A 21,191-nucleotide genomic window follows, 5' to 3' on the forward strand; every position below is an offset into this window, starting at 1 on the left:
CGGCCGGGTCAGGCGACCAGTTCACCGGCGAGCCGGGCGACCACCGACCGGGCCAGCAGCACCGGTACGCTGGCGGCTTCGGTTGCGGCGGACCGCATCGCGGCGGTGTAGCCCATGCAGTCGAGCACGATGCGGGTCGCACCGCCGGCGGCCAGCCGGGCCGCGGCCGCGGCGACCGCCGCCGGCGCGCCCGCTTCGTACGGGGTCGCCGCGGCCACCGTGACCGCACCGACCACCGGCTCCCACTTCTGGTGGCTCATCGACACCTGCGCGGGCAGCGGGCACACGATGCCGACCCGTTCACCCGCGCACAGGGCCGCGACACCGCCGAGCAGCAGCGGCTCGGCGAACAGCAACGGCCGGTCGTGCCGCAGCGGCGGGAACGTCCCGGTGCACACCACCAGGGTGGCGTCCACGCCGGTCTCCACCGCGGCGATCGCCGCCTGCACCGCCCCGATCGCGGCGTCGTGGTCGAGCAGCACCGCGGAGCCGTCGGCGAGCCGGGTGGTCAGCACGTGCTCGGCGCCCTCGGCCGGGGCCAGCGCGGCGATCCGCGCCGTGGTCAGGCCGTCCAGCGCGCCGCGCTCGACCACCGAAGCGGCGTCGATGCCCAGCGGCGCCAGCAGCTCCGGCACCATGTCGACCCGCGGCGACTGGCCGATGGTGACGATCCCGAGCCGGCTCATCCGTCCTCCCGGGCCATCCGCAACAGCGTGTCCAGCACGGTCGGCGTCTCGCGCAACCCGTCGTGCTGGTAGGCGTTGGTGATCCACGGGTGCACGTTGCCGACCAGCTCCGCGGTGGACAGCGAGAGCTCGCGCGGTACGTACATGTCGTCGTGGTACACCGCCGCGTACACCGGGACCTCGTTGCGCCGCAACCGGTCCACGTCGTAAAGGGCGGGCCAGTCGGACTTCGCCGCGAGCAGCTGTGCGGCGGGGGCGAGCGGCACCAGCGCCGGGTCCTCGGCGAAGTGGAACGGGTGGTAGGTCTCGCCGGTGAACAGGAAGTCGGGGTTGTCCACCGCGAACGCCGCCCGTCGCTGGTACTCGCGTTCCGCGGCCCAGTCCGAGGCGTCGCCCTGGTTGTAGATCAGCTCCTGGAACACCGCGTACAGCGGGCGGGTGGCGAGCGACACCTCGGCGTGCACGCCGGCGAGGAAGGCGTCGGACAGCTCGTCGCCGACGAACGCCTCCTCCAGCAGGAAGTGCAGCGCGTCGAAGCTGCCGCGCTGGCCGAGCCCGACGCCGAGACCCTGGAACCGGCGCGGCGACAGCCGCTCCCCGGTGGGCAGCCGAACGTCGTGCTCGGCCAGGTGGCCGGCGATGCGGGCGGCGAGCGCCCGATCGCCCGGGTACCGGTGGAAGTAGCGCTCGTTGCGTTCGGCGATCCGGTCGAAGGTCAGCGCGTACACGTCGGCCGCGGTCGCGGTGGGCGACGCCAGCCCGCCGGTGACGAAGGCGCGCCGGATCCCCTGCGGCGCAAGCGAAAGGTAGGTCAGCGTGATGAACCCGCCGTAGCTCTGCCCGAGCGTGTCCCACCGCGCGGTGCCGCCGAGCTCGCGGCGCAGGATCTCCGCGTCGGCCACGATCGAGTCGGCCCGAAAGTGCGTCAGGTACCCGGCCTGCGCGGCGGCGTCCCCGCGGCGCGGCAGGGTCTGGCGGTTGACCGGGGTGGAGCGGCCGGTGCCGCGCTGGTCGAGCAGCACCACCCGGTAGTCGTCCAGAGCACGTCCGACGAACCCGCCGCGGTTGGCGGGCCGGATGGCCTTGCCGCCCGGACCGCCCTGCAGGTACAGCAGCCGGGGCAGCTCACTGTCCACCTTGGACGCGTCGACCAGCTCGCGGGCGAACAGCTCGATCTTCTCGCCGGTCGGGTTCGTGTGGTCCAGCGGTACCTCGAGCACGTGGTCGGTGTAGACCACGCCGTGCTGGCGGAAGCTGCCGGTGATCATCAGTACCCCGCAATCTGCAGTCGGTGACAGATCTCCACCAGGGTGGGATGCACGTAGCGGCCGTCGACCTCGATGGCCTCGCCGTCCAGCTCGATGGTCGGGTCGAGCAGGCTGCCGTCGGTGTGCGCCGGCGCCACCCAGTGCTCGCCGCCGATCCAGGCGCCCTTGGTGCCGATGCCGAGCTCCACGCAGCCGAAGACCCGCTCGTCCTCGACGATGCGGCCGGTGGGTTTGGTGACGCCGGGGTTGAAGCCGAGCGACCAGTGCGCGACGCGGTACATGTTCTCGCCGGTGGGCAGCGCGGCCTGGGCGGCCATCCAGCGCCGGAACGTCGCGGTGTCCGCGCCGTCGCCCTCGATGGAGGTCACCACACCGTTCTCGACGGCCATCCGGATCGGGGCCCGGAGCAGTCCGAGCTCGTTCGGCGGCCAGCACGCGCCGTCGAAGACCAGCACGCCCTGCTGCGTCTGCTCCAACGGGTTCCAGGAGATCTGACCGGCGAGCATCACCGTCTCCCCCGGCTTCTCCGCCGGCTTGCCGCGCAGGTTCACCGGCCGGTTCCCGTTGCGCGCCCGCAGATCGGTCCCGGCGGGCGTGGTGATGTGCACCTCGTCGGCGGCGGACAGCAACGCCACCAGCGCGTTGCCCAGCTCGGTGGTACCGGCGAAGTCGACCTTGCCGACGGTGTCCACCAGCATCTGCACGTCCATCCCGGTCAGGTTGGCGTACCGGGCGCCGGCGGCCATCGCGGCCCGGAACGCGTCCGAGTGCATGATGTAGCTCAGCGTGTACTCGATCCAGACGTCGGCGTGCGCGATCGCGCCGGCGACCGGGGCCGGTGGTTCCATCGCCACGGTCGGCCGGGTGTCGTAGCGGATCACCGTGGGGGTGGCGCCGGCCGCGGCGGCCGCCTGCGCGGTCAGTTCCACGACCCGCCCGTCGGTGGCGGTGTCACCGGTGATGACCACGTTCTCGCCCGGCCGCACGAGCATGATCTCCTCGATCAGCTTGCGGGCCCCCAGCGCCGCCTCGAACGACAGGTACTCCGGTCGCGACTCGATCCGACTTGTTACTTCCATGATGGAATCAACCCTTCACTATCCGGCTGACGTCGGTGACGGAACTGCCGGCGATCAGCCCGGCGCCGAACAGGTTCAGTTCGGTCGCCGCCTTCTCCCTGCCGCGCACCTGGGACCAGACGATCCGGAACGCCAGCGCGCCGAACACGAACCAGCACGCGTACGGGGTGAGGATCAACAGGCCGGTCGCGAGCAGCACACCCATCTGCCGGTTCGGCCCGCCGATCAGCTGGATCGCCGCGCCCGGGATCGCCCACAGCAGGATGTTGACCAGCATCGACGTGTCGGTCAGGCCGTGCGTGACGGTGTCCGCGTACACCTTGGCGACCGGCGGGATCTGGCCGGAGTCGAAGTACGACTGCCACACCAGCGCGACCACGATCAGCGCGACGCCGAAGCCGACCAGCCCGGCGATGTACTGCTGCTTGCGGCCGGCGCGCTCCACCAGCTTGTGCGGCACGCCGCCCTGCCGGACGATCCAGCCGGCCTTGAAGTCGTAGCCCATGTCGGCGAACGCCGGGCCGGTCGCCGCCACGTACGCGACGAACAGCGCCAGCGGCACCGTCGGGAACCCGATGACCAACCCCAGTACCAGGAAGATCAGCGTCACCGCGAACGCCGGGAACCAGCCGGAGTGCATCGCGGCGAGGCCGACGATCAGCTCGTGCACCAGCGCGGCGAAACCGGCCAGCAGGCACCAGCCGATCAGCGCCGGTACCGAGAAGTGCCCGATTAGGCCGCCGAGCAGCGCCACGACCACGGCGCCGAGCGCGAACAGCACGTACCCCTGGCCCAGCGCCCGGCGCAGCCCGCGGGAGTCGATGCCCGGCGCCTCGTCGGCCAGCCCGGGCGCCGCCGCCTCCGCCTCGGGGGACGGCTCCGGGGCCGGCTTCGAGGAGTCCCGGCGGAACAGCAGCACCAGCGCCTGGATCAGCGCCACGATCCCGGCACCGACCATCATCCCGTGCGGGATGTACATGGCGTTGAGGTCGACGCCGAACCACTCCTGCGCGTACTGCCGGAAGCCCAGGCCGGTGCCGAACATGGCGAGCGCCCAGATGTTGCCGATCAGCGCGACGCCGGCGGCGGAGAACGGCAGCGCGGCACCGGCGATCTTCACGAACGAGCCGGCGAAGCCGACCAGGCCGGACAGCCCGAGCAGCGCCGCCTTCCGGCCGCCCTCGTCGCCGGCGATCATCGTCTCCGCCGCCGCGACCCCGGCCGGCCAGGTGGCCTTCGCCGGGTACAGCTTGGAGTCGAACACCTTGAACAGCACCCAGGCGTCGACGGCGAGACCGATCGCGGCTCCGGCCAGCATCGGCCACACCAGGTCGCGGCGACCGATCAGGAACGGTACGGCGATCGGCACCAGCAGCGAGTTCGCCGCGGCGAACGTGGCGCCGGAGATCGCGCTCTGCACCAGGTTCTGCCGGTGGATCGAGCGCATCTTGCGCAGCTGGTTGAGCGGGATCCGGCCGACCAGCATCGCCACCAGCGCGCCGATGACCGCGGTGTTGGCCGAGATGCCCAGCGTGGTGATCAGGTGCAGCCCGATGAAGGCACCGAGCACCGACAGCGCGATCGTGAGGATCAGCACCACCGGTTCGACGGTGCGCGGATGTGACTCGGCCCCGTGCAGGACGGCGCCCTTCGGGATCGTCGGGTTGGCCATGACTCTCCTTTGGCGCGGCGTGTCGCCGCTACGTGGCGTCGCCGCCGAGCAGCCGGGTCAGCGCCGCGCCGGCGGCGCGCACCCGGTCGACGACGCGATCAACCTTGCCCGACATGCGGTCCTGCGGCCCGATGACGACCAGCGAGCCGACGATGTCGCCGGCCGCGAAGACCGGCGCCGCCACCGACGTCACGTTCGCGTCGAACTCACCGTGCGAAACCGCGATGCCCTCTGCCCGGACCCTGGCGTACCGGTCCGTCAGCTCGGCGAGCGATCCGATCGTCCGATCGTTGAACCGCTGCAGCGGCCCCTCCCCGAGCAACTGGTCGATCTGGTCCTCCGGGTAGAAGGCGAAGATCGCGTGGCCGGCCGCGCCACCGTGGCCGGGGATGGTCTCCCCCACGGTGGCCGAGTAGCGGACCGGGCCGGTCGAGTCCACCGCCAGCACGCACCGGTAGTGCGCGCCGTGCGGCACGTTCAGTACGGAGCTCTCGCCGAACTCGTCGACCAGCTCGGCGAGCAGCGGTCGGGCCGCCGTCTCCAGCCCGCCGCCGCGCTCGGCGGTGCGGGCCAGCACGGCGATGGCCGGGCCCAGCCGGTACCGCCGGCTGTGCGGGTCGGCGAGCACGAAGCCGCGGCCGGCGAGCGTGGTCAGCAGCCGGTGCACGCCCGCCTTGTCCAGCCCGAGCTCGCGGGCGAGGTCGCTCACGCCCCACTCGGGTCGACGCTGGAACGCCAGCAGCACCCGCAGCGCCCGATCGGCGGTCCGGGCCGGACCGCGATCGCCGTCACCGGTCGCGTTCATGGAGCCTCCGTTCAACGTGTTTCAATAATTGAAACGCTGTTCAATTATCTGACACGCATGCGGCGAGTATTGCCCCGCCCGGCACGCCCGGTCAAGCGTTTCCCCTGCTGAATCGGCTCCGTGGGACCCGACAGCGACCTCCGGACACCCCATCGACGGCGACATCGGGCGGGCGCCACCGACCCGACCCGATCTTGACGTGCGAACAGATAACCGCTATCTATTAGAGCTAACCGTTAGGGGTGTCGGTGCAGGATGTCGTGTTGGCCCTGTTGGCCAAGGAGCCCGCGCACGGGTACCAGCTGCGCGCGCGGCTGCGCGCCGCGCTGGGGCCGCTGGGCGGGGACCTGAACGCCGGCCAGGTGTACGTCACGCTCGGCCGGCTGGAGAAGGCCGGCCTGGTGTCGAGGGCCGACCCGGCATCGAAGGCAGTCTCGGCGTCGAAGGCAGGCTCGGCGTCGAAGGCAGGCTCGGCGTCCACGGCCGGCCCGGTGTCGGCGGCCGACCCGGCGCCGAAGGCTGACCCGCTGTCCAAGGCCGGCCCGCTGTCGAAGGCCGACCCGGCGTCGGCGGAGCGGTCCGCCGATCGCACCGACCGGGACCGCAAGACGTACGCGTTGACCCCGGCCGGGCAGCGGCGGGTCGCCGAGTGGGTCGGCGAGGTCAGCTGGCCCCGGCCGGATCTGGCCGAGTTCCATCTCAAGCTCGTCGCGGTGGCGGCGAGCCGGCTGGCCGATCCGGTCGCGGTGATCGACGCGCAGCGCCGGGAGCTGTTGCGCCGGCTGCGGGACGCCCAGCGCGCCGTGCTGGCCGAACCCGACGACTCGATGGCCGCACTGCTGTTGGAGGGGATCGTGCTGCGGTTGCAGGCCGACCTGCGCTGGTTGCAGGCGTGCGAGAAGACCTGGGTGCCGCGCGGGAGGAACGCGTGAACGCGGCACCGTTCGCGATCCAGGCACGGTCGCTGCGCCGGGAGCACGGCGAGCAGCAGACGCTGGTCCGCGCGGTCGACGAGATCGACCTGGACGTACCCACCGGGCAGACGCTCGCGGTGACCGGGCCCAGCGGCTGCGGCAAGTCCACCCTGCTGCACCTGCTGGGCGGGCTGGAACGGCCGACCGGTGGCGCCCTGTGGCTGGCCGGTCGCCGGGTCGACGGGCTGAGCGAACGCGCCCTGGCCCGGCTGCGACGCCGCACGGTGGGGTTCGTGTTCCAGGCGTTCCACCTGGTCGAGGAGCTGTCCGCGCGGCAGAACGTCGAGCTGCCGGCGCTGCTCGCCGGCGCCTCGCCGCGCGCCGCCCGGCACCGCGCCGGCGAACTGCTCGACCGGGTCGGCCTGACCCACCGGTCCCGGCACCTGCCGGCGGCGCTGTCCGGCGGCGAACGCCAGCGGGTCGCCATCGCCCGGGCCCTCGCCAACGCGCCGCTGGTGGTACTGGCGGACGAACCGACCGGCAACCTGGACAGTGCCGCGGCCCGCGACGTGCTGCGGCTGTTCGAGGAGCTGCGGCAGGACGGTCAGACCCTGGTCATCGTCACCCACGACGACCGGGTCGCGGCCACCGCCGACCGGCTGGTCTCGATGCGCGACGGCGCGTTCGTGGACGACGTCTGGCTGGCCGGGGCGCCCGCGGGTCCGCTGGCCGCGCTCGGCGGGTTGGCCACCGGCACGCCGGGCGGACCGACCGGGCTGGACGGCTGAGGCGGATGGGCAGGCTGCTCCTGGTCGGCCGGCTGATCCGGACCGACCTGCGGCACTGGCCGCTGCTCGCGGTGCTGTTCGTGGTCGTGGTGGGTGTCGCGACCGGGACGCTCGCGGTGGGCATGACGCTGGGCGACACCACCCGGGCCGACTACGCGGCGACCCGGGCGGCGACCAACGGGCCGGACCTGATGGTCCTGACCGCCGACCAGCTGCCCGCCGAACGCACCGCGCTGCGCTCGGTCGCCCGCCGGCCGGAGGTGACCGGGCAGGTCGGGCCGTACCGGCTGCTGCGCGGGGCGACGCTGGCCGCGCACGGACACCGCATGACCGCGACGGTGGAGGGCCGCGGCACCGCACCGAGCGCCGTGGACCGACCGCTGGTGACCGCCGGGCGCTGGTTGCGGCCCGGCGGTGCGGTGGTCGAACGCGGCTTCGCCACCGCCCTGCACCTCCGGGTCGGCGACCGCATCACGCTGGCCGGCCGGACCTTCCCGGTCGTCGGCATCGCCGTCACCACCGCGACCGGCGTCTACCCGGGCGCCGGGCTCGACGTCGGCCCGAACGACTACGCCGGCCTGGTCTGGCTCACCGACGCCGACCTCCGCCCGCTGAGCAGGCCGGAGCTGCGCCCCGGGTACGCGATGGGTCTGACGCTGGCTGATCCGGACGTCAAGGCCTTCCAGAACGCGATCAGGCCGTCGCTGCGGGCGAACCCGGACGTCCGGATCAACACCCGCGGCCGCATCACCACCGAGGACGCCAGCAACCGGCTGCTCGCCGACAGCGAGTCGGTGCTGCAGATCGGTGGCTGGCTGCTGGCCGTCGCCGGGCTCGCCGGGCTGGTCGGCCTGGCGACCCTGCGCACCGACCAGCAGCTGCGGCGGGCCGGCCGGTTGAAGGCCACCGGCGCGACGCCGGGCCTGATCGGCACGGTCCTGCTGGCCCAGTACCTGCTGCTCGCCCTCGCCGCCGCGGCGGCCGGGCTGCTGGCCGCCCGGCTGGCGGTGTCGACGATCGGGCACCCCAGCGAGAGCCTGCTGCGCGCACCGGTGCCGATCGGGCCCGGCACCGCGGTACCGGTGTGCGCCCTGGCGCTGCTGGTCGCGCTGCTGACCTCGGCGGGGCCGGCGATCCGGGTGGCCCGCACGCCGACGGTCACGGCGATGGCCGGTACCGCCGGCCGCGAGCTGACCCACCCGGCCGGGTTGACCGGGGTGGTCGGCGCGCTGCCGGTACCGCTGATGCTCGGGTTGCGGCTCGCCGCCCGGCGGCTGCGCCGTGCGGTGCTGACGGCCGCCGGGATCGCCGCGGTGGCGGCGGTGATCGCCGGGATGCTGTGCTGGCACGCCCAGCCCGCCGCGTCCGCCGCGCTGACCACCCGCACCGAGCACACCTACCAGGCGCTCCTCGCCATCACCGGCGCGCTGGTGGCACTGGCGGCGCTGGACGCGGTGGTCGTGGTCTGGTCGACGGCGCTGGACGCGCGGCGCACCCTCGCGGTGGCCCGGGCGTTCGGTGCCACCCCGGGGCAGGTCACCGCGGGGCTCGTGCTCGCGCCGCTGCCGGCGGCCGCGGTCGGCGCCGCCGTCGGCATGCCGATCGGACTCGGCCTGTACTGGCTGGTATCCGGCGCCCGGATGGTCGCCACCCCGCCGACCTGGTGGCTGCTGGCCGCCGGCGCCGCCATCGTGGCGGGCGTCGCCGCCCTCGGCGCGATCCCGGCCCGGCTGGACGCCCGCCGCCCCGTCGCCCCGATCCTCGACGCCGAAACCCGGTGACGAACCGCCGGTCGGTCGAGACGACCGGCGACCGCGGGCCGACTAGCATCGGCCCCGGCCGCGCTCACCGGATGGAGTTCGTCGTGTCCGACACCACCTGCCACATGTCGATCTCGTTGGACGGCTTCGTCGCCGGCCCCGACCAGAGCCGTACGGACCCGCTGGGAAAGCGCGGGCAGGAACTGCACGGCTGGCACCTCGGCGACCCGCGGGCCAACGACGCGGACCGGGCCGCGACCGGGTGGCTGATGCGCCCGAGAGGCGCGTACGTGATGGGCCGCAACATGTTCGGCCCGATCCGGGGCGACTGGGACGAGGACTGGTCCGGTTGGTGGGGCGCCGAGCCGCCCTACCACGCGCCGGTGTTCGTCCTGACCCACCACCGGCACGACCCGATCGCGATGGCCGGGGGGACGACGTTCCACTTCGTCACCGACGGCTTCGCCGCGGCCTACGCCGCGGCGTGCGAGGCCGCGGGCGACCGGGGCGTGGACATCGCCGGCGGCGCCTCGACGGTCCGGCAGGCGCTCGCCGCCGGGGTGATCGACGAGCTCACCCTCGACATCGCGCCGATACTGCTCGGCTCGGGCGAGCGGATCCTCACCGGGGTCGACTTCGACTTCGAGCCCGTCGAGGCGCTGCACTCCCCGCTGGCCACCCACGTCCGCTACCGCCGCAGGAGCTGACCCGGGGGCACGTGCGACATCCACGGCCGGGAGTGCCTCGCCTGCACTCCGCCGTGAAGGTGTGACCCGGTGCGCGGGTGTCGACGGCCGGCGCCGCTGCGGTTGACATACTCGGCGGCGACCGGGGCGGCCACCCGGGTACGACAGGGGGCGCTGTGGCGGAGGCGGAGGTCGGGCCGGACTGGGCGATGCGGCCGGCGGTGCACGCCGATCTGGACGCGCTGGCGGAGCTGCGGGCCACGGTGATGCGGGCGGACCTGACCCGGCTCGGGCGGTACGACGAGCACCGGGTGCGGCAGCGGCTCCGCGACGGGTTCGACCCGCGGTACACCTCGGTGATCGTCGCCGCCGGCGAGACGATCGGCTGCGTCACGGTGCGGCCGGCCGACGACGGGTGGTGGCTGGAGCACTTCTACCTCGCGCCGCACCGGCAGGGCGGCGGCCTCGGATCCGCGGTGCTGCGCCGGGTCCTGGCCCGCGCCGACGCGCGACGGCTGCCGGTGCGGCTCGTCGTGCTGCAGGGCAGCGCCGCGCGCCGGCTCTACGAGCGGCACGGGTTCGTGTTCGAGCGCGACGACCCGATCGACGTGTACCTGGTGCGTCCGGTCCCCGCGCCGGTCGGCTGACCCCGAGCGCGCCGCCGGCCCGGCGCCCGGCACCGGACCGGCGGGGTGCGTCAGGCGTGCCTGAGGTGGGCGATGATGCCGTTCAGGTCGAGGGTGAACATGTCGGGGCGGAACACGTGCCCACCCGGCACCTCGTGCCATTCGTGGGCGATGCCCGCGCTGGCCAGCAGGCCGCGGAACTCGCGCTGACCGGCCAGTACCTGCGTCTCGTTGACCGTGTCGAACCAGTTGACCGGGTCCGGGCTGGTGCCGGCGACCAGGAAGATCCGCTTGTTGCGGTAGCTGTCCAACCGCTCGACCGGGTTGTCGGCGCTGACCCGGGCCTCGTCCCACAGCGGTACGCCGTACACGGTGCCGCCGGCGAGATCCAGCGCGGCGGACGTGGCGTTCGCCCAGTGCGTCACCAGGCCGTAGTCGCGGCGCAGGCTCGCCGGTCCGGAGTGGGCGCTGACCGAGGCGAAGTGGCCGTAGTACTTGGCGGTGTACTTCAGCGCGCCGAAGCCGCCCATCGAGAACCCGGCGACCGCGCGGCCCGCGTACTCGCCGAAGGTGCGGAAGTTGGCGTCGATCCACGGCACCAGCTGGCTGAGGTGGAACGTCTCCCAGTTGCGCGGGCCGACGTTGGAGCTGACCGGGTTGGAGTACCAGCCGGCGTGCCCGCCGTCCGGCATCACCACGATGATCGGCCTGCCCGCGGTCAGCTGCCGGATGCCCCACCGGTCGAACGTGATGAAGTCCTGGTCGGTACCGCCGCCGTGCAGCAGGTAGAGCACCGGGTAGGTGCGGCCGCTGGTGTGGTAGTCGTCCGGCAGCAGCACGTTGACCGCCGGGTTCCAGCCGATCGCGCTGGTCTGGAACCGGTAGTACCACATCCGGGGGTCGGTCTCGCCGCGCTCGACGATGGTCAGCCCGAAGCCGTTGCTCGCCGCGCTGGCCGCCGTCGACGACCCGACCGCGCCGGCCGCCCCGAGGGCGACCGCCGCGGTGATGCCGCCCGCCGCCTTCAACAGGCTCCGCCGGCTGTGTCGATGCTCGCTCACGTGTCCTCCCGATCGCCGATCCGGCCGACCGGCGACGCGTGCCGTGCCGGCCCGGGCCGCCCGCGGCCGCCCTGCCGAGACGCTAGGTACGGCCGATGACATCTCGATGACACCGCAGCCCCGGGCGCTCGGCCGGGGCCGCGGAGCCGTCTCTAGAGTCGGTCGGATGAGTGCGCGCGAGTACCTGGCCGAGCTGTTCTCGCTGGACGGGCTGACCGCGGTGGTGACCGGCGGCAGTTCCGGGATCGGCCGCGCCATCACCGACGCGCTGGCCCGAGCCGGGGCGAGCGTGGTCGTGGTGGCGCGCACCAGATCCGCCCTGGACGCGACGGTGGCCGAGCTGACCGCGGCCGGCTGCCGGGCCGCGGCGGTCGACGCCGACCTGGCCACCCGCGACGGCGTACGGGCGGCGGCGCACCGTGCGGTCGCACCGTTCGGCGAGCCGGACATCCTGGTCAACTGCGCCGGGATCAACCTGCGGCCACCGATGGCCGAGCTGACCGAGCGGGACTGGGACGCCACGATGGCGGTCAACCTGACCGCGCCGTACCTGCTCGGGCAGCGGTTCGGTCCGCGGATGGCCGAGCGCGGCTTCGGCCGGATCATCCACATCACCTCGCAGCAGGCGCACCGCGCGTTCGTCGACAGCGGCGCGTACGGGGTGTCGAAGGGCGGGCTGGAGTCGCTGGCCCGATCCCAGGCGGAGGCGTGGTCGCGGCACGGCGTCACCTGCAACACGCTGGTACCGGGGTTCGTGCTGACGCCGCTGAACGCGCGGCTGCAGGGCGACCCGGAGCGGGTGGCCGCGCTCGCCGAGCGCACCATGGTCGGCCGCAACGGCCGCGCCGACGACTTCGCCGGCGCCGCGGTGTTCCTGGCCAGCCGCGCCGCCGGCTACGTCACCGGGCAGTCGGTCTTCGTCGACGGCGGCTTCTCGGTGCACTGAGCCCGTCGCGCCGCGGTCGGCCCACCGGTCGAGACGCCTCGTCCGGCGCGACCGTGCACGCCCCCGTTCCCGCGGTCGGCAGCGGAAGGCGGTGCGCCGCCACGGCTCAGCGGGTGGCGCCGAAGGCCTCGCGGTACCGGCCGGGGGTCGTGCCGGTGCGCCGGGCGAACTGTTCGCGCAACGCCAGCGGGGTGGCGAAACCGCACCGGTGCGCGACGGCGGTGATCGGCAGGTCGGTGGTCTCCAGCAGTTCCCGGGCCCGCTGCACCCGCTGTTCGAGCAGCCAGCGGGTCGGCGACAGCCCGGTCTCGGCCCGGAACCGGCGGGTCAGCGTGCGCGCCGACATCCGAGCCCGGGCGGCCATCGACGCGAGCGAGTGCGACTCGGCCAGCGCCCCGGTCAGGTACCCGCGCAGTTGGGCCAGGTCGTCCCCGGGCCGGCCGGGCACCGGCCGCTCGATGAACTGTGCCTGGCCGCCGTCCCGGTGCGGCGGCACCACCATCCGGCGGGCCGCGTGGTTGGCCGCGGCGGTACCGAGGTCGCGGCGGACCAGGTGCAGGCACAGGTCGATGCCGGCGGCCAGCCCCGCCGAGGTGAGCACCCGGCCCTCGTCCACGTAGAGCACGTCCGGGTCGACCCGGACCGCCGGGTACCGGTCGGCGAGCAGCGTCGCGTACGCCCAGTGCGTCACCGCCCGGCGGCCGTCCAGCAGCCCCGCGGCGGCGAGCGCGAACGCACCGGTGCAGATCGACGCGACCCGGCCACCCCGCTGGTACACGGTGCGCAGCGCGGTGCGGACCGCCGCGGGCACCGGCTCGGCCAGGCCGCCGAACCCGGGCACCACCACGGTGTCGGCCCCGGCCAGCTCGTCCAGCCCGTACTCGGTGACCAGGGGCATCCCGCTGCCGGTGCGCACCGGGCCCGGCGCCAGGCCGCACACCCGCACCCGGTACCCGTCCGTTTCGGTGCCGAAGTCACGCAGCGTCTCGCCGAGCAACTGCACCGGGATCGCCAGATCGAACAGCACCACGTCGGGCAGGGCCAGCACCGCCACCGTACGCATGGCTGGAATCCTACCCGAGATGGCTTTCCAGCCACTCCCCTCCGGCCGGCCCGGCTGCGAGGCTGCTGGACGAACACCCGGCCGGGACCGAGGGAGAAGGGACCACGCGTGGCGCAGACCAGTACCACCCGGGCGACCGAGCCGACCGGACGCCGGTACCGGCGCAACCTGGCGGTGCTGACCGTCGCGCAGGCGCTGTTCCTGTGCGGCACCAGCGTCGATCTCACCCTGACCGGGCTGGTCGGGTACCGGCTGGCACCGACGCCGGCGCTCGCCACCCTGCCCGCGGCGCTGATCACGGTGGTCACGCTGGCCGGCACCGGGCCGGCGGCGGCGCTGCTGGCCCGGTACGGCCGGCGGGTCGCGTTCCCGGCCGGGTCGGTCGCCGCGGCCGCCGGCGGGCTGGTCTCGGTACTGGCGGTCAGCGTGGCGAGCTTCCCGCTGTTCTGCCTCGGCACCGCGCTGGTCGGCGGCTACCAGGCGGCGGCCGGCTACTACAGCTTCGCCGCCGCCGACGACGCGCCCGCCGGCAGGCGCGGCCGGGCCATCGCCACCGTGCTGATCGGCGGCGTGGTCGCCGCGGTCGTCGGGCCGTTCCTCGCCACCACCGGCGTGCACGTGCTGCCGGTGCCGTTCGCCGGGGCGTACCTGCTGGTCACGGTGCTGGCGCTGGTCTCGGCCGGGCTGCTGCGACTGCTCCGGGAGGCGCCGGCGGCCACGACGACCGACGAGCCGGACACCGCGGGCGCGCGACCGCTGCGGGAGATCATGCGTACCCCGCGGTTCGTCGCCGGGGGCGTCGGCGGCGCGGTCGCGTACCTGGTGATGTCGCTGCTGATGACCGCGGCGCCGATCGCGGCGGTCAACCACCACCACACCGTCGGGCAGGGTGCCGCCGTGGTGCAGTGGCACCTGGTCGGGATGTTCCTGCCGGCGCTGGTCAGCGGGCACCTGGTGCAGTGGCTGCGGCCGGTACCGGTGCTGGTCGACGGGATCCTGCTCGCCGTCGCCGGCGCCGTCGTGGCGGCCACCGGTACCAGCGTGGCCACGTTCCTGGTGGCGCTGATCCTCGTCGGCGTCGGCTGGAACCTGATGTTCGTGGCGGCCACCACGCTGGTGGCCGCCGCCTACCGGCCGAGCGAACGGGTCCGCACCCAGACCGCGGCGCAGACGATGGCGCGGGTCGCCTCGGCGGCCGGTTCGCTGTCGGCCGGCGCGCTGCTCGCCACCATCGGCTGGGACCGTACCGCGCTGCTGACTCTGATCCCGCTCGCGATCGCCGCCGCCTGCCTGGTCCCGGCGATCCGGGCCCGCACCACCACCCCCGCCGAGGAGACCTGAGCGCCGCAGAAATGCGGTGCTGCGGCCGAGGGCCGGTCGCGATACTGCCGGCATGAGGGACAGACCCGCGGGCGTGTCGGACGGGCAGCTCGCCGCCGCGGTCGCCGACGGCTGGGGGCTCGACGTGCGGTCGGTGACCTACCGGCCGGTCGGGTTCGGCAGCTACCACTGGGCGGTGGACGCCGGCCGGCCGCTGTTCGTCACCGTCGACGCGTTCCACCACGACCCGGCCGCCGGGCTGGCACGGCTGCGCCGCGCCTTCGACACCGCGCTCGCGCTGCACCGCGACGCCGGCCTGGAGTTCGTCGTGGCGCCGCTGCCGGCCGGTACCGGGCAGACCGTGCTGCCGCTCGGTGCGCACCACTCGGTCGCGGTGTTTCCGCAGGTAGCCGGGGTGGCGGGCGAGTTCGGTGCGCACCGGGGCGAGGATGCGCCGGCGGTCCTGGACCTGCTGGTCCGGCTGCACGCGGCCCGGGTCGACGCGCCGCGCGCCGAGCCGGTGCTGCCCGGCCGGGACCACCTGCGAGACGCCCTGCGCGCCGTCGACCGGCCGTGGACCGGCGGCCCGTACACCGAGCCGTTGCGGGCGCTGCTGGCCGAGCGCGCCGGGCGGATCCGGGAGCTGCTGGGCGAGTTCGACCGGCTCGTCGGGGAGGTGCCCGGCAACGACCAGGTCGTCACGCACGGTGAACCGCACCCGGGCAACGTGCTGCACGGCCCCGCCGGGCCGCGGCTGATCGACTGGGACACCGTGCAACTCGCCCCGCCGGAACGCGACCTGTGGCTGCTGCCGGATGCGGTGCACGCCGAGTACACCCGGCGGACCGGCCGGCCGGTGTCGGCCGCGGCGCTCGCGCTGTACCGGCTGCGGTGGCAGCTCGCCGACATCGCCGTCTACGTCGACGAACTGCGCCGCGCGCGGGAGTACACCGAGGACACCACCGCCGCCTGGACCCACCTCCACCGCTACCTCGCCTGACGGGGCCGCCCGGCAGGCGCGGACCGGCCCACGGTGGCTGGCCTCACACCGGGCGCCCGGCCGCGCCGGACCGAGCCGTGCGCTGGGACGATGACGGTCCGCGGGTGGGCGAGGGGGTACCGATGCTGGACGGGCTCGGCGAGTTCTGCACCGCGGCGCTGGCCGCGCACGACTGCCCCTCGGCGTCGGTCGCCGTGGTCCGGGACGGCACTCTCGTGCTGGCCGAGGCGTACGGTCTGGCCGACGTCGCCGCGGGCCGCCCGGCCACGCCGGAGACCCGGTACGTGCTGGCCTCGATCACCAAGCCGGTCACCGCGACCGCGGCCGGCGTGCTCGCCGACCGCGGACTGATCGACCTCGACGCGCCGCTGCCGGCCGACGCGGTGACGATGCCGCCGGGCGCCGGCTGGCCGGCCCCCACGCCGCGCCAGCTGCTGCAGCACCGCGGCGGCCTCACCGCCCACTACGACTTCCGGTACGGCGACGATCCGCGGCCGCCGATCGACGCGTCGTGGTACACCCGGCTGTACCGGCGGCCCGGGTCCGGCTACGAGTACGCGAACCTCGGGTACGGCCTGCTCGGCGCCCTGCTGGAGTCCGCGAGCGGGCTGCCGCTGGCGCGACTGCTGACCCGCGAGGTGTTCGATCCGTTGGGGCTGCACTCATCCGGCCTCGGCGCGCCCACCGGCGCCGGCCCGGTGGCAACGCGGTACAGCATCGACGGGCGCGGCTATCCGGCCGAGCTGTCGACCAGCCATCCCGGCGCGACCACGGGGTTCGCCACCGCGAGCGAGCTGGCGCTGTTCGGGCACCGGTACGACACGCTGCTGCGGCCGGAAACCGTTGCGGCGACCCGGGACGGCGCGCCGATCAGCGACCACCTCGGGTACGGGCTGGGCTGGTGCGTGTCGCGCGGCGCCGGGCCGCTGATCGTCAGCCACGGCGGCGGGATGGGCGGTGTCGCGACGATGCTGGTAACGGTGCCGGAGCTGGCGCTGTCGGTGGCGGTGCTGACCAACTGCACCAGCAAGGCGGCCCGCGACGCGATCGTCGACCACGTGCTGCGCGCCGAGGTCCCGGGTTACCGACCGGCGGCGATCAGCCCCGCCGGCACCGCACCGGTGCGCCGGCTCGCACCGGCCGTCGGCGACTGGTCGGGGACGATCACCACCCCGGGCGATCCGGTACCGGTCACGCTGCGGATCGACCCGGACGGCGGGGCCGAGCTGACCCTGGCCGGCGGCAGCACGACCGCCACGGCGACACCGTCCGGCGAGTGGGACTGCACCGCCACCTTCGACGTTCAGCTGCCCACCACCGACGCCCGCCGCAACAGCCCGCTGCTGGGCCTCGTGCTGACCGCCACCCCGGGCGGCCTGTCCGGCGTGGCCCGCGCGTACCGGGACGGCGACCGCACCGGCTGGCTCGGCAACCTGCTCAGCCACCCGGTCCACCTGACCGGTCGCTGATCACGACCCGCCGGTCGGGCTGGCCGCCACGCCGGTCCCCGGACGGGGCGCGGCCGGCCCGGCAGTACCGGGTCGGCCGCGACCGGGTCAGCCGTGGCCGACGACCCGCATGGTCACCGTCACCGGCGGGACCGGGTACGGGGTGCGGGCCCGGGCCCAGACGGTGGCCTGCCGGCTGCCGCGCTGCGCGCCCACCGCGCTCAACCGCACCGGTACCGTCACGTGCTGGCCGGGCGCGAGCGTCACGGTGTCGCGGTCGAGGCTCAGCCACGGCGCCGGTGCGCCGGCACAGTCCCAGTAACCGGGCAGCAGGTCGACCGCGGTGGTCGGGTTGAACGGCTTGACCACCGAACCGCCGACCCGGGCCAGGCCGCAGGCGCTGCCGCCCCGGTACGCCAGCGTCGGTGCCGGCGGCAGCGCCGACCAGCGGTCCGCGGCCGGGTCGTAGGCGTAGGTGGCGTTGGTGATGGTGTCGTCGCCGATCCCGCCGGACACCACCAGCTCACCGTTCGCCGCGGTGTATCCGCTGCCCCACAACGGTTCCGGCAGGCTGGCCAGCTTCGACCAGCTGTCGGTCGCCGGTGTGTAGGCGTACGCCTCGGCGTGGTCCTCGCCGCTGGAGGTACCGCCGGCGCAGTAGAGCCGGCCGTCGATCGCGCCGCAGGACAGGTGCGCGATCGACCGCGGGTAGTCGGCGAGGGGCTGCCACCGATCGGTCGCCGGATCGTAGCGCCGGACGTTGTTCAGGCCGCAGACGTTGGTGCAGCCGCCGACGAGGTAGAGCTTGCCGTCCAGCACGGCGCGGCCGGCGAACGAGGCACCGACCGGCGCGTCGGCCACCGGGTGCCACGAGTCGGTGTCCGGCTCGTACCGCAGGGTCGAGGTCAGCGTGCTCGTCAGCGATTCGCCGCCGGTGACGTACAGCTCCCCGCCGACGAACGCCGCGGACCCGCCCTCGCGCGGCTCGGGCAGATCGGCGATCCGCGACCAGGTGTTCGTCGCCGGGTCGTACCGGTAGCTCTGCTGCGTCTTGCGCACCCCGTCGACGCCGCCGAGCGAGTAGATCGTGCCGCCCTGCTCGGCGACGGCGTTGTCCATGATCCGGGTCGGGAACGCGGCGAGCGACTGCCACGACCCGGCGGTACCGTCGCCGCCGCGGTCCGGGCCGGCCGGCCGGTGCGTCGCGTCGACGGGCAGCGGCGAGAAGTCACCGTGCACGTGGACCGCCTTCGGTACGGCCCCGGTCGCCCCGGCCGGCACCTGGTAGCGGCCGTTGGTCGTGCCCAGGGTGACCGTCGCGGCCGCGGTACCGGTGTTGGTGATGGTCACCGACCGCCGCGCGGTGTGCCCGGCGGGGACGTTCGCGGCGAGGTCGGTCGGCCGCACCGACAGTCGGGCGGCGGCGAGCCGCACCTCGGCGTGCGCCGCGCCGGACCCGAGCCGTACCGGCACGGTCGAGCTGGCGTAGCCGGTGGCGGCGACGTGCAGCCGCTGCCGGCCACCGGCGGCGGTGAACAGCCAGAACAGTCCGTCGCCGCGGTTCGGGTCGTCCGGCGTGGCGACGGTCCGGGCCTGGCCGGCGCCCGCGATCTCGACGGTCGCGGGGTGTACCGGCTTGCCGGTGTTGCGGTCGACGACCGAGCCGACCAGCAGGTTCGCCTGCTGCTGCGCGCAGTACCGCTGCCCCACGATCACGTTGTCCAGCTGCCACTGGCTGTAGTGCCGCTGCGGGCTGGTGTAGCGGAAGCGGACCCGGACGTCGTCGTGGCCGGCCGCGGCCGGGATCGGGACGACCCGGTGGTCGTACTTGGTGCGGGAGGTGTCCTCGAACACCGTCTGCCAGCTGTCCCCGCCGTCGAGGCTGAGATCGAGGTAACCGTGCACGTCGCTGGAGTAGTCGAACCAGCTGTCGAACGACACCGTCGGCGCGTCCTGACCGGACAGGTCGGCGACCGGGCTGACCAGCGACGTGTCCTCGGCCCCGGCGCCGTACGACCAGCTGTCCATGACGGCGAAGGAGCCGTCGCCGCCGGTGAAGTCGACCCGCTTGCCCGGGTTGTCGAACCGCCACACGTGGCCGCTGCCCGCCGCGTCGACGACCTGCCAACCGGCCGGGGTGTCGGTCCCGTCGAAGGTGGTGCCGGTGCCGTGGTAGGCGAAGCCGTAGCCGGCGGCGGTGCAGCGGTTCTGGTCCACCGGCACCGCGAGGTCGCGCCGGACGTCCCGGGAGCCGACGGACACCGTCACGCTGGTCGGCTCGTACCCGGCGTACTCCGGTGTCACGGTGAGCCGGTAGTCCCCGCCCGCCGGCAGCTCCACCTGGTAGCGCCCGGTGGCCGGGTCGGTGAACACGTCGCCGTGCGGATAGCCCTCGATGCCGATCCGCGCGTACAGCGGCCAGTCGTGCCCGGAGCCGTCGGTGACGGTGCCCGACAGGGTGGTCGTCGGGTGCGGCCGCAGCCGGAAGTCGGCGTCGACCGCACCGTCCGCGGCCACGGTCACGTCGCGGGTGACCGACTCGTGGTCGTAGTCGGTCGCGGTGAGCCGGTGACTGCCGGCCGGCAGCGCGAGGTCGTAGCGGCCGGCATCGTCGGTGGCGGTGGTGTACCCGTCCGGTGTCGACACGCCCGCCCCGGCGATCGGCCGGCGCGTCGTCGCATCGGTGACCGTACCGGTGACGTGGCCGAACCGGCCGTGCTGCAACGCCGAGACGCCGGCCGGGGTCCCCAGCCCGGTCGGGCCGTCCCAGCCGGGGCCGGCGGTGCACAGCACGGTGCCACAGGCGCCGTTGGCGCCGGTGACCACGTCGTTCAGGCCCGATCGCGCCGCGTACGGATAGCTGACCGGGTAGGTGCCGGGCTCCGGCGTACCGGCCAGCGCGTACATGCCGGCGACCAGCGGCGCGGACAGGCTGGTGCCACCGATCTGCAGCCAGCCCCCGTACCCGTACGTGTCGTACACCGCCAAGCCGGTCTCCGGGTCGGCGACCGCGGAGACGTCCGCCGCCGCCCGGCCGGCGCACCCGGTCGCGACGGGCTGCTGGAACGCCGGCTTCGGCTCGTACGGCGAGCAGCCGCTGCCGGCGGCCGACCACGCCGTCTCGGCCCAGCCGCGCGTGCTGGCCGCGTCCCGGGTCAACGTCGTACCGCCGACGCCGACCACGTTCGGGCTGGTCGCCGGCCACGAGTTGACGTTGCCGATGTCGCCGCTGCTGGCCACGACCGCCACGCCCGGGTGGTCGTAGAAGTGGTCGTAGTCGGTCTCCACCGGGTCCTCACCGGCCGCGCCGTAGGAGTTGGACACCACCGTGGCGCCCAGCCGTACCGCGGTGTCGACCGCCGCGCCGAGCGAGTCGAAGCTCTCGTCGTCGCCCTGCACCAGCAGCAGCCGGCAGCTCGGGCAGGCCGCGGACACGGCGTCCAGGTCCAGCGCCGTCTCCCCCGCCCAGCCGACGTCCTGGACCGGATAGTCGGTGCCGCCCCGCTGGTCGACCTTGCGGAAGCAGCCGTTCGCGCTGCTGCACTCGGGCAGCCCGTAGTGCGCGCGGTAGGCGGCGAGGTCGGCCTCGGCGTTCTCGTAGCCGTACGCGTCGACGATGGCCACGGTCTGGTCGGCGCCGCCGTCCGGCAGCCGGTAGGCGGACCGGATGTCGGTCGGTGCCAGCGCGGTCGGCGGTGGCGCCGTCGCGGCCGTGGTGGCCCGCTGCCGGCCGGCCGCGTGCACGATCGCGAAGCAGCGCGCGGTAAGCCGGCCGTCGTCCGGGTCGGCGGGCTCGGCGCAGGCCAGCGGCCTGCCGCCGGCCGGGTCGGACGCCGACTCGGTACCGGCCGGGACGCTCGCCGCCGCCGGTACGGATGGTGCCGCGAGGCCGAGCGAGACGGCGGGGACAACGACGAGCGCGGCGATCCACCGCCGCAGCGCACTTCTGGCGGCCACGATCACTCCTCCGACCGCGCGACGGCGGTCCGGTCGAGGCGTGTCATACGGACGACACACACTGGTCGAAGAGGACTATGGCGTGCTGCCGACAGCGCTGACAAGATTGATC

At 74.4% G+C, this 21,191-nt stretch carries 17 protein-coding genes; 9 read left to right on the forward strand and 8 right to left on the reverse strand.

Annotation, left to right across the window (positions count from 1 at the left end):
* Nucleotides 1-8: 8 nt before the first annotated feature.
* The 5 genes from NUM_RS19015 to NUM_RS19035 are packed head-to-tail and all read right to left on the reverse strand — an operon-like array spanning nucleotide 9 to nucleotide 5,510.
* A complete protein-coding gene (locus NUM_RS19015) occupies nucleotides 9-686 on the reverse strand; it encodes an AroM family protein (RefSeq protein WP_207126235.1) in 678 nt (225 codons plus the stop codon).
* Complete coding sequence (locus NUM_RS19020; RefSeq protein WP_207126236.1) at nucleotides 683-1,954, reverse strand: alpha/beta fold hydrolase; 1,272 nt, start codon at nucleotides 1,952-1,954, stop codon at nucleotides 683-685. The genes NUM_RS19015 and NUM_RS19020 overlap by 4 nt, the downstream gene beginning before the upstream one ends.
* The gene (locus NUM_RS19025) at nucleotides 1,954-3,033 is read right to left on the reverse strand and encodes a M29 family metallopeptidase (protein ID WP_207126237.1); all 1,080 of its coding nucleotides are present in this window, start codon (nucleotides 3,031-3,033) and stop codon (nucleotides 1,954-1,956) included. The genes NUM_RS19020 and NUM_RS19025 overlap by 1 nt, the downstream gene beginning before the upstream one ends.
* 7 nt (nucleotides 3,034-3,040) lie before the next feature.
* Nucleotides 3,041-4,705, reverse strand: coding sequence for an OPT/YSL family transporter (locus NUM_RS19030; protein WP_207126238.1), 1,665 nt, complete (start codon nucleotides 4,703-4,705; stop codon nucleotides 3,041-3,043).
* Nucleotides 4,706-4,733: 28 nt separating this feature from the next.
* Nucleotides 4,734-5,510, reverse strand: a complete 777-nt coding sequence (locus NUM_RS19035) for an IclR family transcriptional regulator (RefSeq protein ID WP_207126239.1) — start codon at nucleotides 5,508-5,510, stop codon at nucleotides 4,734-4,736.
* 260 nt (nucleotides 5,511-5,770) lie between these two features.
* On the opposite strand from NUM_RS19035, the gene NUM_RS37250 reads away from it, so the two are divergent.
* The 5 genes from NUM_RS37250 (at nucleotide 5,771) to NUM_RS19060 (ending at nucleotide 10,305) form a co-directional block, all read left to right on the forward strand.
* A complete protein-coding gene (locus NUM_RS37250; RefSeq protein WP_225918693.1) occupies nucleotides 5,771-6,442 on the forward strand; it encodes a PadR family transcriptional regulator in 672 nt (223 codons plus the stop codon).
* On the forward strand, nucleotides 6,439-7,212 hold the full coding sequence (locus tag NUM_RS19045) for an ABC transporter ATP-binding protein (RefSeq protein WP_225918694.1): 774 nt from the start codon (nucleotides 6,439-6,441) through the stop codon (nucleotides 7,210-7,212). The genes NUM_RS37250 and NUM_RS19045 overlap by 4 nt, the downstream gene beginning before the upstream one ends.
* Before the next feature lie 5 nt (nucleotides 7,213-7,217).
* Nucleotides 7,218-8,993, forward strand: coding sequence for an FtsX-like permease family protein (locus NUM_RS19050; RefSeq protein ID WP_207126241.1), 1,776 nt, complete (start codon nucleotides 7,218-7,220; stop codon nucleotides 8,991-8,993).
* Nucleotides 8,994-9,076: 83 nt separating this feature from the next.
* Nucleotides 9,077-9,679: a dihydrofolate reductase family protein gene (locus NUM_RS19055; protein WP_225918695.1), complete on the forward strand. Its 603-nt coding sequence runs from the start codon at nucleotides 9,077-9,079 to the stop codon at nucleotides 9,677-9,679.
* A gap of 155 nt (nucleotides 9,680-9,834) precedes the next feature.
* Nucleotides 9,835-10,305: a GNAT family N-acetyltransferase gene (locus NUM_RS19060; RefSeq protein WP_225918696.1), complete on the forward strand. Its 471-nt coding sequence runs from the start codon at nucleotides 9,835-9,837 to the stop codon at nucleotides 10,303-10,305.
* Between the two features lie 50 nt (nucleotides 10,306-10,355).
* On the opposite strand, the gene NUM_RS19065 is transcribed toward NUM_RS19060, so the two are convergent.
* Entirely contained in the window at nucleotides 10,356-11,345 is a 990-nt protein-coding gene (locus tag NUM_RS19065) for an alpha/beta hydrolase (protein WP_225918697.1), read from the reverse strand.
* 166 nt (nucleotides 11,346-11,511) lie between these two features.
* On the opposite strand from NUM_RS19065, the gene NUM_RS19070 reads away from it, so the two are divergent.
* The gene (locus tag NUM_RS19070; RefSeq protein ID WP_207126243.1) at nucleotides 11,512-12,291 is read left to right on the forward strand and encodes an SDR family NAD(P)-dependent oxidoreductase; all 780 of its coding nucleotides are present in this window, start codon (nucleotides 11,512-11,514) and stop codon (nucleotides 12,289-12,291) included.
* Nucleotides 12,292-12,397: 106 nt separating this feature from the next.
* Here the strand turns inward: NUM_RS19070 and NUM_RS19075 are convergent, their stop codons facing one another.
* Nucleotides 12,398-13,354 (reverse strand): helix-turn-helix domain-containing protein, encoded by a 957-nt coding sequence (locus NUM_RS19075; RefSeq protein ID WP_207126244.1) that lies wholly within the window; start codon nucleotides 13,352-13,354, stop codon nucleotides 12,398-12,400.
* A 108-nt stretch (nucleotides 13,355-13,462) separates the two neighbouring features.
* Between NUM_RS19075 and NUM_RS19080 the strand changes: the two genes are divergently transcribed.
* The 3 genes from NUM_RS19080 (at nucleotide 13,463) to NUM_RS19090 (ending at nucleotide 17,143) form a co-directional block, all read left to right on the forward strand.
* Nucleotides 13,463-14,695: an MFS transporter gene (locus NUM_RS19080; protein WP_207126245.1), complete on the forward strand. Its 1,233-nt coding sequence runs from the start codon at nucleotides 13,463-13,465 to the stop codon at nucleotides 14,693-14,695.
* A 52-nt stretch (nucleotides 14,696-14,747) separates the two neighbouring features.
* Nucleotides 14,748-15,674 (forward strand): phosphotransferase, encoded by a 927-nt coding sequence (locus NUM_RS19085; RefSeq protein WP_207126246.1) that lies wholly within the window; start codon nucleotides 14,748-14,750, stop codon nucleotides 15,672-15,674.
* A gap of 104 nt (nucleotides 15,675-15,778) precedes the next feature.
* Nucleotides 15,779-17,143, forward strand: a complete 1,365-nt coding sequence (locus tag NUM_RS19090) for a serine hydrolase domain-containing protein (RefSeq protein ID WP_207126247.1) — start codon at nucleotides 15,779-15,781, stop codon at nucleotides 17,141-17,143.
* A gap of 87 nt (nucleotides 17,144-17,230) precedes the next feature.
* Here NUM_RS19090 and NUM_RS19095 read toward each other — a convergent pair whose 3' ends face one another.
* A complete protein-coding gene (locus NUM_RS19095; protein ID WP_207126248.1) occupies nucleotides 17,231-21,079 on the reverse strand; it encodes a Kelch repeat-containing protein in 3,849 nt (1,282 codons plus the stop codon).
* Between the last annotated feature and the right edge of the window lie 112 nt (nucleotides 21,080-21,191).

Source organism: Actinocatenispora comari (assembly GCF_017312725.1).
In the GTDB taxonomy this organism is placed as follows: Bacteria; Actinomycetota; Actinomycetes; order Mycobacteriales; family Micromonosporaceae; genus Actinocatenispora; species Actinocatenispora comari.